The following is a 14,706-nucleotide window of genomic DNA, read 5'->3' on the forward strand; positions in this document are numbered from 1 at the left end:
TGAACGCCATCTGAATGGCCATGGTTTCGCCGTCGAATCGCCTCCGTTATATGCGACATCTCATGCGAACCTGCGAAAACCGTTCGATGCCCTGCCGTTTCCGCCGTGCGGGCCGAATTTCGCCGCTTCATGGCACGTTTTCTTCGCCATGAAGGGTGTTTACCTCGGGAATCGGGGCGGTGGCAGGCGAAAACGGCGCTCGTGGCGAGGATTCTTCGCCATGGGGCATGGTTCTCCCTGTGATGGGTGGTCTGGGGCGGCAGATGGGGGTTCGTGGCGCGTTTTCTTCGCCATGAGGCACGATTTTGAGGCGCCGCGCCCGCCCCCCCCCGCGCGTGTGCCGCTACTTCGACGAATCCTTGCGCTTGATCATCACGGTGAGTTCCTTGACGTAGTTGTAGACCTCGCGCTTCTCCGACATCTCGGAGGAGATCTTCTTGCAGGCGTGCATCACCGTGGAATGGTCGCGTCCGCCGAAGATCTCGCCCACGTCGACGAGCGAGAGATTCGTCATCTCACGCGTCATGTACATGGCGATCTGGCGCGCCATCGCGATGTTCTTGGTGCGGCTCGTGCCCACCAGGTCGTCGAAGGTCAGCTGGAAATACTGCGCCGTGGTGGTGATGATGTCGGTCGGCGTGATCTCCACGTCGCTGGAGAAGAAGTCCTGCAGCGTCTGCTCGGCGAGGGCGCGCGTCAACGGCTGCCTATTCAGCGATGCCATGGCGTGCACGCGCGTCAGGGCGCCTTCGAGCTCGCGCACGTTGTCGGTGACCTGTTCGGCGATGAGGGTGAGCACGTCGTTCGGCACCTCCATGCCGCTGTTCTGCGCCTTCATGCGCAGAATCGCGATACGCGTCTCGAGGTCCGGCGGGCGCACGTCCACCGACAGGCCCGAGTCGAAGCGCGAGATAAGGCGCTGCTCGAAGCCCTTGAGGTTCTTCGGCGCCACGTCGGATGCGATGACGATCTGCTTGTTCGCCTGGTGCAGCGCGTTGAAGGTGTGGAAGAACTGGCGCATCGTCTCCTCGCCGCGGAGGAACTGGATGTCGTCGATGAGCAGGATGTCGACCTCGCGGTAGCGCCTGTTGAAATTCGCAACCACATTGGGGTCATTCGCCGAATTTCGCACTGCTTCGATGAATTCATTCGTGAATTCTTCGGAATTGGCGTATCGAACGCGCAAAGACGGATTCTCGCGCAGCGCCTCGTTGCCAATGGCGTTGAGCAGATGCGTCTTGCCCAGGCCAGGGCCGCCGTAGATACACAGCGGGTTGAAGTTCTTGCCCGGCGCCTCGGCCACGGCCACGGCCACGGCGTGCGCGAAACGATTGGAATCGCCGGCGACGAATGTATCGAACGTCGCCTTCTTGTTCAGATGCGTTTCTTCGTCGCGATTGGTCTGTGAATCGGCCATGCCCAGCTGCTGCTTGGCGCCCTGGGCTCCGTCCGCAGGGGTTGCGCCGTTCGCCGATGCCGCGCCGTTCGATGCTTCGCCTGCGTTCGATGCGCCTGCGATGGCCTGGGCCTGTGCTTCCGCCTGCCGCGCGGTGGCCTGGCTGTCGGCGGTGACGGCCGCGCGCTGCGCCGCGAAGGCATCGGCGTGCTGGGGGAGCGGCGCCTCGTTCGGCCCAGTGACGGGCAGCGGGGCGTTGGGATACGACGGGGTGGCGGAATACGACGGGTATTCGTAGCCGGCGCCGGCCGCGGGGTTCGCGCCCGCGCCCTGTGCGAAGGCAGACGATGCGCCCGTCGCTGCATTCGCCGGATTTGCCGGCGCTGCAGAAGCCGGCGCTGCAGAAACCGGCACAGTGGAGACCGGCATGGCAGGCGTCTGAGGCATCGGGGCAACCGGCTGCGCCATGTTCGTCTGGTTTGTCGCCGCCTGGTTCGCCGCAGTGTCGGCCGGATAGGTGGGATAGACCGGATTACGGCGTGCGGCGGCGTCTTCGGCGGCCTGCAGGTCGAACAGGTCCGCCTGGGGCTGACGATGCTGCGATGCACCGCGCGTCTGGCGGGGTCTCTGATCGGCGCCTGCCGTCTGTGATACGCCTGCCGTCTGCGGCGTGCCGATATTCTGCGTCGTGCTCGGATGGTTGCGCTGCTGCGCCTGGTACGCAATCGTGATTGCGTCGTTCGTGTCATCGGGCGTCGTGGTCTCGGCGGGCTTCTGCGGAGCCTCGCTGGCGATGCGGATGACGAAGGTCATCCGCCTGCCCGACGCAATCTGCAGCGCCTGCAGGACCTCCTTGTTGACGCGCGTCTCGATGGTCAGGCGCGTCAGTTCGTCGGGGGCCTCGAGAACAAGCATGTCGTCGAAGCAGACGAAGGGCTTCAGACCGCTCACGCACGTCCGGTACCGCTCAGAAAGGGACGCGTTGGCAAGCAGTAGCCTCTTGGCCTCGGCCCAGATGGTCGCGGCATCGTTCATATCCGCCATGGCGCCGTCCTTTCCAGGGAAGTGTTGGTAGGCAAAAAAGAGTATGGGAGCGCAGGCGCCCGCTGCGTCTGCGTCCGTCGGATTCGGTCGGGGTCCCTTCGGTTCCCGCATCCGGCGCATCCCGGATCGGGAGGCCGCATCGGGGACGCCGGACGGACTCCGCGGAAACTCTGACGGAAACACAGTTATACACGCTGCGTCGGAAGTTATCCACATCTACGCGTGTTGACCGTCGAAATTGTGAATAACATTCGTGTAGTTTGTGGATAACTACCGCCCTCCCCATCGTAGCGGAATCCGGCGCCATCGTTGAAATACCAAGCACGGCATTTGCTGACCGAGGCCCCAGGCACCCCAACGATTGTCCACAACCTCATGTGGACAAAATCCTCCCACCTGAGCCCTACCTGAGCCCTATCCCGGACACCATCGGCGCCGCCGAGCCGGGGAATCGTATCGTTTTCCCCCGTGTTCTTTTTGACTATTTCCACACCCCAGAGTACTTTGGTAGAGCTTGACTCATGAGGCGCCGTGCTAGAGCACGGCCTGTTACCAGGAGCACTAACTATGAAGAGGACATTCCAGCCGAATAATCGTCGTCGTCACATGAAGCACGGCTTCCGCGTGCGCATGCGTACCCGTTCCGGTCGTGCGACCATCAATCGTCGTCGCGCCAAGGGCCGCAAGTCCCTGTCCGCGTAAGGCGGCTTTCAGCGACAAGTGGAGCGACTGAAGAGTCATCGCGATTTCGTCCACGTGCTGAAGCGGCGCACCAAGGTCACAAGCCGTGACCTCGTTGTGCATTTTTGCAGGCGGCCGGATGCCGAGACGGGGGATTCCCCGTCCTGCACCATCCGGCTGGGCCTTGCTGTATCCAAAAGCGTCGGACACGCGGTGACGCGCAATCTCGTCAAGCGCCGTTTCCGAGTTCTTGCCAGGGCGCATGAAGATCTTCTTCCGTCCGGCTGCGACATCGTCATGAGGGCGAAGCCGTCGGCGGCCCATGCGTCCTTCCAATCCCTTGACGAGCAAGTGGAGTCCCTGTTCGGGAAGGCGGCGCAACGCCTCGCGAATCCGCCGCAGAATCCACGGGGCCCGCGGAATGCCGCGGACGGTGCCGCGTGACTTCGCGCGGAACCTCGGCAGCCTCGGCGGCCGATGCACCGGCATCGGAATCGTCCCGGCACACATCCTGGCGCAATCCCTTGTCCATCCGGCTGATCCGGTGGTATCAGCGGGTTATCTCACCCGCGTTCCCGGCGAGGTGCAAATACTATCCGACGTGTTCCGCCTATGCGGTCACGGCTATCCGTCGTTTCGGCTCCGTGCAGGGCCTGTTCCTGGCCTTTCTGCGCATCATGCGCTGCCAGCCCTGGAACAGGGGCGGCATCGACGACGTACCTCAGGTTTTTTCGCCTTTCTATAGATTCTCGTGGTCCAAGGCGCACGAGGAACCGCGAGTCACGCCCGACGCAGGCGCTGCGTCCCGCGCCGCTGCGTCCGATGACGTCGCGGCGCGCGGCATCGCGCCCGATGACGCGGCCCGACGTGGCTCCACCGATGAGAAGGAGACCGTCCGATGACTTTGGACAATGGTTTCTGGGGATGGTTCTACAAACTCCTGTATCCCCTTGAGTGGCTCATGACGTACATCCTGGACATGTTCCACAAGGTGTTCGTCTTCTTCGGAATGCCCGATGGCCCCGGATTCGCATGGGTTCTGTCGATCATCTTCCTGGTGGTCCTCGTGAGGCTGTGCATTCTGCCGCTGTTCATCAAGCAGATGAAGTCGATGCGCCGCATGCAGGCCATCCAGCCGCAGCTGCAGAAGATCCAGAAGAAATACAAGGGCAAGAACGACCCGGCCAGCCGCGAGGCCATGAGCCGCGAGACGATGAAGCTCTACCAGGAAAACGACGCCAACCCCATGGGCTCGTGCCTGCCGGCGCTGATCCAGTCGCCGATCTTCATGACGATGTTCTACGTGCTCTCCTCGGTGCGCTACATCGCCAACGGTTCGAAGAAGGGCTTCGGCGCGTTCGATCAGGCCACGGCGCAGTCCCTCCAGGACACCCCCGTGTTCAACATCCACCTGAGCTCGATGTTCACCGAGGTGGACGCCGGCGGCAAGATCACCATCGGCATCTTCATCGCGCTTATGTGCTTCACGATGTTCTACTCGCAGTTCCACAACATCCGCCGCAACACGCCGAAGGCCGCGCAGTCCGGCCAGACGTACCGCACGCAGATGATGATGGCGCTGATCTTCCCGTTCATGTACATCTTCTCGGGTATCGCGTTCCCGTTCGCCGTGCTCATCTACTGGCTGACGAACAACACGTGGACCCTGTGCCAGACCTTCTGGCAGGTGCGCAATATGCCGACGCCGGGCTCGCCCGCCGCCGAAGACAAGGAGAAGCGCGACTACAAGCGCGAGCAGGCGCGTCGCAAGCGCGAGGGCCTTCCCACCATCGAGGAGGAGGAGCTCGCCAAGGCCAAGGCCGATGCCGCCGAGCGCAAGAACAAGCCGCAGCGCTACCAGCCGACCAGGAAGAACCGCGCGAAGAAGGGCTCCGGCTCGAAGAAGAAGTGACGGGCCGGAGGGTCACGATTCCACGTGATCTTTCCCACGATTGCTACGATGGCCCCGCGGAGGCGTTCCTCCGCGGGGTTTCCCATAGCGTTCGGCAGTGGTGCCGTCGAACGGTGAGCCGAGGCGGGGGCGGCCCTGCAGCGGTGGCGCGTCGCGGCGTGCCGCGGTCCTGCAGCGGGCGTTCGATTTTGGCGTATGCCTCCTGTAGAATGGTGCTTCACATGTGTAAGTAAGGAGACCATCCCAATGTCCGATGACGAGGAACGCACCATCGATCAGCTCAATGAAGAAGCTGACATCGCTGCGGATTACCTGGAAGAACTGCTCGATATCATGGATTACGAAGGTGATATCGACCTGGGCGTGCGCAATGGCCGCCCGGTTGTGCAGATCGTTGCCGACGACGACACCGATATCAAGCATCTGATCGGCCATGACGGCGAAGTCGTCAACGCCCTGCAGCAGCTCACGCGCCTCGCCGTGCAGCAGAAGACGGGCGAGCGTTCCCGTCTCATCCTCGACGTGGACGGTTATCTGACCCGCAAGCGCAAGCATATCCGCGAGGAAGTGCTCGACGCCATCGACGATGTGCGCGAAAGCGGTGAGTCCGTGAGCCTGGACCCGATGAACTCCTTCGAGCGCAAGATCGTGCATGACATCGTGCGCGAGGAAGGCCTGAAGTCGCGCTCCCATGGCGCCGAGCCGAAGCGTTTCGTCACGATTTACCTGCGTTCCACGGCCGCCGATGACGCGGATGACGCGGATGATTTCGACGATGAGGGCGACGAGATTCGCGGCGAGGGCGAGGATCGCGAGTAGACGCGGCTTTGCGCTGCGGTTTCACGCGCTGCGATACGCCATGCGATATGACAGAGGGGCGGCTTCGGCCGCCCCTTGTGTATGCCTTGTGTATGCCTCGCTGCCTTCGGCCGTGCGTTCTGTGCGCTATCGGTGGGCAGAGGGGGATGGCGTCAACCTTGGAAATGCGGGTCGAACAGATATCGAACGATTGCGGGGCGGCGAGGCGCTGCGGGCATGGCGTCTGTCTCAAAGTGGCGTAGGGCAATCGTCGCTGGTATGCCGTTGGCGATGACGAAGCAATCGTTTCCTTGTATCCAACCACCCTCGGATATACGTCTCGGTAACCTTTCAGACTGTCTCACTATGTGGGCACGTTGAAATTCGAGGCGTTTCTTGGATTTTTGACGTTGCGTTTTCGAACGAAAATCGTGTTCGATATACACAAAAACGGCACAATTCCACTGTTTTTCGATGGTTTGCCGCAGAGAATTTTCATCTGTTCATAACGTGGAATTCAGCGTATCCGTTGGACTTGTCAGGCGTGAAGGAATATCATGTCTTACAGATAAAGGTTCGAAAGGTTAGGCCTTTATCTGCACCCTTCCGGGTGAATAATTGTGATTTCTCGGGGGTTGTGTCTGGCGAGTGTAAGTTAGGCACAACCCTTTAATCATGTCTGGGTCCTGTTTCGGATTATCTCCGGGTTCCGCCCGCTTCCGCGCGTTTCTTCGGCTTCTTGGCTTTGGCGCGCTGCTATTCCCGTCGGTTCATCGTGTTTATCCGAACCGGCCGGTAGCTTGGATATGGATACGAAAACCGCCGCAGCCACGCCGCCTGTCAGAACCGGCGCGGTGGATGCCGGTGTTGTAGAGGAGGGCTTATGGCCGACGAACTCGATGGATCCCCGATTCTTCAGGAGGCGCTGGGCGATGCGCTGCCCGTTCTGGAGCGTTTTCATGCCAAGCTCGAGGCCGAGGGTGAGCTCAAGGGGCTGATCGGCCCGCGCGATGTGTCGATCCTGTGGGAACGGCATATTCTCAACAGCGCCGCCATCGTGCCGTTCATCAAGGACGCGCTGGGGGAGGACCGCGTCGAGGGGCGCAAGAAGGGTTCGATTGCCGATATCGGCTCCGGCGGTGGTTTCCCTGGCATTGTTGTGGCGGCCATGATTCCGAATGTTCCGGTGACTCTTATCGAGCCGATGGAGCGCCGCGTGGAATGGCTGCAGGAATGTGCCGATGAACTCGAGCTGGGGAATGTGACCGTACTGCGTGCCAGGGCGGAGGAGGTTCCTGCGAAGCCTGGTTTCGATGTGGTGACCTGCCGCGCCGTGGCGCCCATGACCAAGCTGTCGGGGTGGACGCTTCCGTTGGTGCGGCCCCACGGACATCTCGTGGCTCTGAAGGGACGCTCCGCGCAAGCGGAGATCGACAAGGCCGCCAAGGAGATTCGCAAGAACGGTGGACTCAACCCGCGGGTTTACGAGGCGCCGGTGGCGGAAGGCCTTGAGCCGACGCATGTTGTGATTGTGGACAAACGATAGATTGCGCGTTTGTGGTGTTCGGCGCTCTATGGTGTGACGTCACGCTAAACGTGTTTTTGCTGAAGCCTCAGTGTGTAGCGTGGTGCTATGCACTGGGGCTTTTCTGTATGGAGCGCGATATGGTTGCGTTGTGTGTTCACCACACAATGAGAGAGTGTGTTTTGTGATGTAGTCTGTGCACAGTGTGACGCTGCCGTGCGTCGGCGTGTAGGAATGTGGTGCTGGTTCACGATTTCGCAGCGTGCGAGTGCTGTGTGGCTTTTCCTGTGTGACTGAACTCCACTGATGTGAGGGGTTCCGTTGTGCAGGAACCTGGCATGCGCCGATCTGCGACACTGCAAAAGAAAAGCCCGGGGGAGAAAACCCGGGCTTGCAGAGAGATGAAGAAGAAAAAGGGGATTGAATTATGGGAGACGAGCTCCCGGTCAGCTTTGCTGACTGATTCATATATAACCGTACGAACCTGAGTGTTTCCCCCGGGCGTTTCTGGTAATTACCTGAAAATTCGGCTCTTTTGCCTGTGGATAACTCCGTTGTTCGCAGTTTTGCGCTTTTAAGGGTGCCACTGATTGCACCGACCCTTGGTCGGTGCCGTCTCTGAACAGTGTGGTCTCTGAACAGTACGCTTTCGGAGCAGCGCTTTCTCTGGGGCAGCGCACCTTCTTAGCGTTCGGGGAACTTATGACTTCCACGCTTGATATGGATCGAGTTTTCGCCCCCTCCAGCTGCGTACACCAGGCTTGCGTTTGCTATTGCTCTGTATTTGTGATCTGACTCCATACTGTTTCCTTCTTCCACGATTGACATGCGTTAATGATTCTTCGACGTGCATCTTGCTGGGGTTGTAGGCTGTTGGCTTATTTCGTGTTTTTTCTTGGCTTTCTTATGGTATCGTTAATCCCATGCAAGTTCGTGAATGGGCGGAACGGGAGGGCCTGAACCCGTATACCGTGTGGAAGTGGTGCCGGGACGGCACCATGCCCGTGCCGGTGGAGAAAACCCCGACGGGCATGTGGCTGATACACGACCCGCGCTACGAGAAGCCCGCGGACACCGTGCGCGAGGGGCGCACCGTGTGCTACGCGCGCGTCGGCTCCGACGACCAAAAGGCCGACCTGCAACGTCAGGCCGACCGCCTGAAGGCGTTCGCCGTCGGCCTCGGCGTGGACTCGCCGGAAGCGGTCATGGAAGTCGGCGGCGGGATGGACGGCGGGCGGCGCAAGCTCAACCGTCTGCTTTCCGACCCCACGGTGACCACGCTCATCGTGGAACACCGCGACAGGCTGGCCCGTGTGAACGCGGGACTCGTGGAAAGCGCGCTGAAGGCGGCGGGGCGACGCCTGGTCGTGGTGGACGATACGGAGTTTGACGACGATTTGGTGGGGGACGTGACGGAGGTCCTCGTCTCGTTTTGCGCGCGCCTGTACGGGCGCCGGGCCGCGAAGGGCAAGGCGGCGGCGGCTTTGAAGGCGGCCGAGGATGCGTAAACGGGACACGGCGGGCGGGTGCGCGGCGGTGCGGGTGGCGCTCGACCCCACGCCGCGGCAGGCCGGGCTGCTGAGAAGCCACGCGGGCGGGGCGCGCACCGTCTATAACGCGGGTCTGGCGCATGTCAGGGAGCTGCTTGACGCCGGGGGGAGGCCCGGGTGGAGCATGTACGCGCTGCGCAGGTGGTGGAACGGGGCGAAGGATTCGATCGCCCCGTGGTGGGCCGAGAACAGCAAGGAATGCTACTCGTACGGCCTGGAGTGCCTTGCCGGGGCGCTGAAAAACTGGTCGGACTCCCGGCACGGCAGGCGCAAGGGGCGGAGAGTCGGGTTCCCCCGGTTCAAGTCGCGTCGCGCGTCCCGTCCGGCGTTCGCGTATACGACGGGCTCGTTCGGCCTTGTTCCGGGTGACCCGCGCGCGTTGAGGCTGCCGCGTATCGGGCGCGTCCACTGCATGGAGGACGTGGCGTCCCGCGTGGGCGGGAGGCGCGTCCTGCGCATGACCGTCAGCGAGTGGTCCGGACGCTGGTTTGCGTCGCTCACGGTGGAGGAGCCGCCCGCGAAGCCCGCGCCCGCGCCCCCGAAACGGGGGACCGTGGGCGTGGACCTGGGAATCAAGACGCTGGCCACCCTGTCGGACGGCACCGTGGTGGGGAACCCGAAGCCGCTCGGGCACGCCATGCGCCGTTTGAAGAAGGCGCAGCGTCGCCTGGGCCGGATGACGAAAGGCTCCGGGAGGCGGGAGAGGCAGCGCCGGAGGGTCGCGCGGCTCCACGGGCGGGTGGCCGACGTCAGGCGCGACGCCATGCACAAGCTCACCGCGCGCCTTGCCGCATCCTACTCGGAAATCCATATCGAGGATTTGAACGTGCGGGGCATGATGGCCAACCATCGTCTTGCGATGGCGGTGGCGGACGCGGGCTTCCACGAGCTGCGCCGCCAGCTCGGATACAAGTGCAGGCGCACGGGCGCCAGACTCGTCATCGCAGACCGATGGTACCCGAGCTCGAAAAGATGCTCCAACTGCGGGTCGGTGAAAGCCAAGCTGACCCTGTCCGAGCGCGTCTATCATTGCGAGTCGTGCGGACTGACCATCGACCGCGATCTGAACGCGGCCGTCAATCTCAGGGATTGGAATCCCCCGGTCGCCGGGAGTGCCCCGGAGACCCTAAACGCGCGCGGAGGGGACGTAAGACGGGCCGACGCCAAGCGTCGGGCAACGCGGACCCCAGTGAAACGCGAACCAAGCGGCGGTGAAAGCCGTGTGAGACTTGGAGCTGCCCCGGGCAACCGGGACATGTAAGTCGGTCGGTTCACGATAACCAACCGACTTGCAACGGGCACTCTTACTTGGAGCCACGCTCCAGAGATCTTATGATGATGCTATGAGTGTGTTGATAGGGATTGCTTGTTTTATTGTGGCTGCCGTGTGTGCCTTCAGGGGATATGCACTTCTCGCGGTGCTGCTTATTCTTATTGGTGCGTACCCCATATCGAGGGTTATCGCTCGCCATGTCAACGCCACACTCAGCAAAAGTTCTTACGGACGGCAGGTTTTGCGCATCGCCCGGCATCGAAAGTATATGAAGGAGCATGGGCTATCCGAGCGTCCGGTGAAGGAGTGGAACCGCAAAGCACGCAAGTCTCATGCTGTTATGGCCGGATTCTTTGGTGATGGTGATTTTGTTTCCACCGCCGGATTGAACACAATATGCCCGGTGTGCGATACCGAAGTTACTGAGAATGAATCGGTGTGCGACTCCTGTTGCCAGCATGTTCATAATTCGTGTGTGAAGATCTGTTACTTCTGTAACCATACGTACTGCAAAAACTGTCTCGCAGGACGCGGAAACAAATGTCTGAACTGTGGTTCGAAAGTGGGTGATTACAGCCTTACATGATGCGTATTGGCGGATCTAGCGCGTGCCGAATCTCGATAAGTTTCATGTGAAACACGTATGTTTCACATGAAACGCTGCAAGTCGCGGAGGTGCTGATTACCCAGAGCCCCCCCGTACCGGATGCAACGTGGGGCCTGATGACCCGTTTTACTGATGTTTTACGTGAAACTTGGCGTTTCACGTAAAACATCGATGCCGATGTACGGAGCCAATGCCGGTTTTGGTGGGGGTGAGGCTTTTAGCTATAGCCGTCTTTTCGGTGTCGGGTAAGGTGCAAGGATGGACACGCCTGGTGTTGGGCAGCGATTCTTCTATCTTCGGAGATCGTAGACTTCCCCGATCCATGAAGTCCAGAACAGATAGGGGACGGAGCGGGATGTCTTGATTATGCTTCTGAGTTCACAAGCCAGTTCATATAGCTGCTTGTTGTTTTACGTGAAACATTGAGGTTTCACGTAAAACAACGATGTGTAGAAGGTTGAGATCGATGGCGATCGGTCCCCATGAAACTGTAAAAGATGCCTGGGCGATGTTAAAGATAACGCAGTCTTTCGGTACCGTGAACGGAAACGGAACCGCTTGGTAGTGGAATCAATCATCTACGAAGACGAAGCCTTCGCTTCTATTGAAGTCCGGATTGCGCACGCCGAGGCAATGGAGCAGCGATTCCGAGACGCGAAGAAGAGGTAGTGAATAGAGTTTCGCTCCATGCCGATTCACCTCATGTCCGCCTCCAGGAATCTGCACGTAGCCGCAGTGCTATGACTGAAGCGTGGTGGATTCAACAGAACGATAAACGGTGTGGAGACGATGAGAACGGTTTCTCGGTAGCCGCGGAAGTCAAAGCAGATCGAGAGGAGAAGGAACCATCCTGGAGTCGGTCGGCGTTCGTGGACGATGTGCCGGAAGGCGGCGCAGTCGTGATGGTCATTAGGTTGTAGCGTTGTCGAAACATGTGTAGTGTGACTCCATTCTGTTCGGCCAGTTTGACGGGACTGGGCGAGGGGCGGATTCAATGTGCAGACTACGACATTCCGAATCATAGGCTGCACGTGACATGGTGGATTGGGAATGAGAACAATACATAGATGGTTTCGAGCCGAGGCGGTGTGCGCAGATGGCCTGGTGGAATTTTATGGCATGTACATGTCGCGGGACGTGGAGTGCTTGTGTGTAGTTGGACTCCAAATTCTAACGATTGCTCAGATCGTGCTTATGCCGCATTACAATGTACATCGCTTCGGTGAACCGTATAGTGTAGCGGACTTCTGGGCTGTGTTGTGGTGGAGTTCTGGGACTCTGTTGTCTCACTTAACACGAGTGTCATCATTGAGTGGGATCTGCGTCCGATGTTTCTGTGCACCCGAAACGCACTAGCTTGTATAGAGTGCCGCTCCATATATGAGCACACATATTGGCAATGGATGCCGATGCTTCATGTGGTTTTCTCATCGAGATGATCTGCGCGTATGTGGAGTCATACTCTATGCTCAAGGCTGATCTCATGTATATTTCAAGGTGCTGAATTGTGGTAACGGACAGTTTGCATCTTATGGTCATAAACGACACGCTTGCCCTTTCTGTGGTAATACTACATTCAGATTCGCCGCCAGTGCTGTTTGGGATCTACTGTCCTGCCTGAGCGACGCGTGGACTCGCTCCACTGTCTCGCGTCTTCGGATCTGGACTCATCTTCTCTCGTGGTCCTGGATGAGTATTCGTCATGCGCAAAATCTCGACATAGGTCCCATGTCTTTGAATTTGATATTCACGGTTATCTAACAATGGAGTCAGGCCACAATGTCGGCTGGAATGTTTCATTCGTTGGATCCGCCTTTTCATATAGCGACCCCACGGCACATGCATGCCACTGCCTCGCGCAATCCCGGCGGATGCGTTCATGGATTCCCTCTTAGGAGTTTGCGCTTTAGCTTCGAATGGAGCGTCGCTCCAATGTCTGCTGGATGTCTTATCTGGCACAAGCAGCACGCGCCAGTGGCTCGTTGGAGTCGAAATGCAGACAGCGGGGGAGAGGTCACTGCGATGACTCCGTCCTCGGCTACGCCTGGTGGTTCACTATCCGCACGAAGGAATCGTGTTTTGCCTGTACTTTTCGCATCCGATGTTTGCGCAGACACATTACGCGAGATTGCCTTAACTGCCATCCGCGATGTTTCACAAGAAACATCGCATGTTTCTTGTGAAACATCATGAGAAACACATCATCCGGTATGAAAAAAGCCCGGGGGTTACAACCGGGCTCACCAGAGAAGACAAGAGAAGAGGGAAGGGTTCAGGTGTTTCCACCTGATCAACTTTCGCTGATGTCCATAGTAAATCGCCGGCTACTGGGTGGAATCTGAGAACGGGGTGAACGGTGGGTGGCAATTGCTTCCGAATTGCCGGGGACTTCCGGGCCGTGTTGTCCTGTTGTCCGTCGACCAGGTGATGCTCTGTGCCTCTTGATGCCTGCTTGGAATATGCTGTCGCGATCCCTTGCCATGCCGGTTACCATACATCGTGGTTGCACCTTTATATATATGCCGCGGAATTTGCGGATCGATTTTCCTGAAATACCGCTTTTCCGACCCAAGGAACCATTAGACTGAATACGGGTAGGTCACCGTTCCACGTTATCCACATTTGGCGTATGCGCTTGCGTGTCCATGTCGCTTGCGGTGACTATTGACATAGTTGTTTCGAGCCACTCCAAGGAGGAATAATGGCTGCAGTTTCACGTGAAACGCCATCGTCCGGCGATCACATTGAAACCACTTCTGAGATTCTCGGACGCATTTTTGCCGGCTCCACTTCCGGCGTCGGGGGAGAACTGGCCCAAAACCAGGCCAGTCAGGAGAAGCTGGACCAGACGGAGTTCCCGCATCCGTCGCGCACGCGCTATATTGCGGTGGCGAACCAGAAGGGCGGCGTGGGTAAAACCACAACGGCCGTGAACCTTTCCGCCGCCTGGGCCGAGGCCGGCATGAGCGTGCTGTTCATCGATATGGATCCGCAGGGCAATGGCTCCACGGCGTTCGGCGCCGCACACAACCCGGATGTTGTGTCGGTGTATGACGTCATCGAAGGCCGGGCCAAGTTCCAGGACGCCATGCAGGGATGCGAAGATTTCTCGACCATCGATATCGTTCCCAGCAATATCAATCTGAGCGGCGCCGAGCTGGAGATCGCGGATATGGATAACCGTGTCTTCCTGCTGCGCGATGCCCTGCGTGAGTATCTCGATCACACCGACAAGCACTACGACTATGTGGTGATTGATTGCCCGCCGAGCCTTGGCTTGCTGGTGCTGAACGCGCTGTCCGCAGTTCAGGAGGTGCTGATTCCGATTCAGGCCGAGTACTACGCGCTCGAGGGTCTGGGTCAGCTGATCAAGACGATTTCCCTGGTGCAGCAGTCGACGAACCCGACGCTGATTGTTTCGACGATGCTTGTGACGATGGTGGATCGTCGTACGCTTCTGAGCAAGGAAGTGTATTCGCAAATCAAGCAGCATTATCCCGATATCGTGCTCGACACGGATATTCCGCGTTCCGTTCGCGTCTCCGAAGCGCCGAGCTATGGCCAGAGCGTTATCGCGTACGATCCGCGCAGCATCGGTGCCGTGGCGTACCGCAAGGCGGCGTATGAGATTGCGTGCCGTTCCGAAGAGACACTGAAGCGCATCCCCCGGTAAATTTCGGTAGGAAATGGAGAAACACATGAGTTCGCATCCGCGTTTGGGTAGAGGTATCGGAACGCTGTTTCCCGCGCTTCCGGTGGATGATGAAGCCGATAAAAAGAAGGCCGGCGCCGCTCCTGTGACGCCGGTGGAGTCTGCTGATAAGACGGCGGAAGGTGCCGAGCGATGTCGCCGACGCGCACATCGTCGACCGGAACGGTTTCGAAAGTACCGTCGGTGCGGCGGACCGCGGCGGATTGCG

General features: G+C 59.3%; 10 protein-coding genes. 9 read left to right on the plus strand and 1 reads right to left on the minus strand.

The window, feature by feature from the left end; genetic code table 11:
* Nucleotides 1–343 precede the first annotated feature (343 nt).
* On the minus strand, nucleotides 344–2,656 hold the full coding sequence (gene dnaA / locus PSRA_RS07395) for a chromosomal replication initiator protein DnaA (RefSeq protein ID WP_143516412.1): 2,313 nt from the start codon (nucleotides 2,654–2,656) through the stop codon (nucleotides 344–346).
* Nucleotides 2,657–3,007: 351 nt separating this feature from the next.
* On the opposite strand from dnaA, the gene rpmH reads away from it, so the two are divergent.
* From rpmH to PSRA_RS07445, 9 genes are all read left to right on the plus strand, one after another.
* Nucleotides 3,008–3,142, plus strand: coding sequence for a 50S ribosomal protein L34 (gene rpmH / locus PSRA_RS07400; protein WP_094661262.1), 135 nt, complete (start codon nucleotides 3,008–3,010; stop codon nucleotides 3,140–3,142).
* Between the two features lie 18 nt (nucleotides 3,143–3,160).
* Nucleotides 3,161–3,565 (plus strand): ribonuclease P protein component, encoded by a 405-nt coding sequence (rnpA, locus tag PSRA_RS07405; protein ID WP_094661263.1) that lies wholly within the window; start codon nucleotides 3,161–3,163, stop codon nucleotides 3,563–3,565.
* An 86-nt stretch (nucleotides 3,566–3,651) separates the two neighbouring features.
* Nucleotides 3,652–4,023: a membrane protein insertion efficiency factor YidD gene (gene yidD / locus PSRA_RS07410; protein ID WP_211280507.1), complete on the plus strand. Its 372-nt coding sequence runs from the start codon at nucleotides 3,652–3,654 to the stop codon at nucleotides 4,021–4,023.
* Nucleotides 4,020–5,033 (plus strand): membrane protein insertase YidC, encoded by a 1,014-nt coding sequence (yidC, locus tag PSRA_RS07415; RefSeq protein ID WP_094661265.1) that lies wholly within the window; start codon nucleotides 4,020–4,022, stop codon nucleotides 5,031–5,033. Before yidD ends, yidC begins: the two co-directional genes overlap by 4 nt.
* A gap of 246 nt (nucleotides 5,034–5,279) precedes the next feature.
* Nucleotides 5,280–5,852, plus strand: a complete 573-nt coding sequence (locus PSRA_RS07420; RefSeq protein WP_094661266.1) for a Jag family protein — start codon at nucleotides 5,280–5,282, stop codon at nucleotides 5,850–5,852.
* Between the two features lie 862 nt (nucleotides 5,853–6,714).
* Nucleotides 6,715–7,377, plus strand: coding sequence for a 16S rRNA (guanine(527)-N(7))-methyltransferase RsmG (gene rsmG / locus PSRA_RS07425; protein WP_094661267.1), 663 nt, complete (start codon nucleotides 6,715–6,717; stop codon nucleotides 7,375–7,377).
* Between the two features lie 902 nt (nucleotides 7,378–8,279).
* The gene (locus tag PSRA_RS07430; RefSeq protein ID WP_094661268.1) at nucleotides 8,280–8,864 is read left to right on the plus strand and encodes an IS607 family transposase; all 585 of its coding nucleotides are present in this window, start codon (nucleotides 8,280–8,282) and stop codon (nucleotides 8,862–8,864) included.
* Nucleotides 8,857–10,167 (plus strand): IS607 family element RNA-guided endonuclease TnpB, encoded by a 1,311-nt coding sequence (tnpB, locus tag PSRA_RS07435; RefSeq protein ID WP_094661269.1) that lies wholly within the window; start codon nucleotides 8,857–8,859, stop codon nucleotides 10,165–10,167. The genes PSRA_RS07430 and tnpB overlap by 8 nt, the downstream gene beginning before the upstream one ends.
* Before the next feature lie 3,320 nt (nucleotides 10,168–13,487).
* A complete protein-coding gene (locus PSRA_RS07445; protein WP_094661271.1) occupies nucleotides 13,488–14,459 on the plus strand; it encodes a ParA family protein in 972 nt (323 codons plus the stop codon).
* Nucleotides 14,460–14,706: the final 247 nt, after the last annotated feature.

This window comes from Pseudoscardovia radai (assembly GCF_002259605.1).
Taxonomy (GTDB): Bacteria; Actinomycetota; Actinomycetes; order Actinomycetales; family Bifidobacteriaceae; genus Pseudoscardovia; species Pseudoscardovia radai.

Bases quoted from the DNA above. Each gene is read 5' to 3' on its own strand.
- dnaA (WP_143516412.1), bottom strand. From the start codon at position 2,656: ATGTGGATAACTTCCGACGCAGCGTGTATAACTGTGTTTCCGTCAGAG.
- rpmH (WP_094661262.1), top strand. From the start codon at position 3,008: ATGAAGAGGACATTCCAGCCGAATAATCGTCGTCGTCACATGAAGCAC.
- yidC (WP_094661265.1), top strand. From the start codon at position 4,020: ATGACTTTGGACAATGGTTTCTGGGGATGGTTCTACAAACTCCTGTAT.
- PSRA_RS07420 (WP_094661266.1), top strand. From the start codon at position 5,280: ATGTCCGATGACGAGGAACGCACCATCGATCAGCTCAATGAAGAAGCT.
- rsmG (WP_094661267.1), top strand. From the start codon at position 6,715: ATGGCCGACGAACTCGATGGATCCCCGATTCTTCAGGAGGCGCTGGGC.
- PSRA_RS07430 (WP_094661268.1), top strand. From the start codon at position 8,280: ATGCAAGTTCGTGAATGGGCGGAACGGGAGGGCCTGAACCCGTATACC.
- tnpB (WP_094661269.1), top strand. From the start codon at position 8,857: ATGCGTAAACGGGACACGGCGGGCGGGTGCGCGGCGGTGCGGGTGGCG.
- PSRA_RS07445 (WP_094661271.1), top strand. From the start codon at position 13,488: ATGGCTGCAGTTTCACGTGAAACGCCATCGTCCGGCGATCACATTGAA.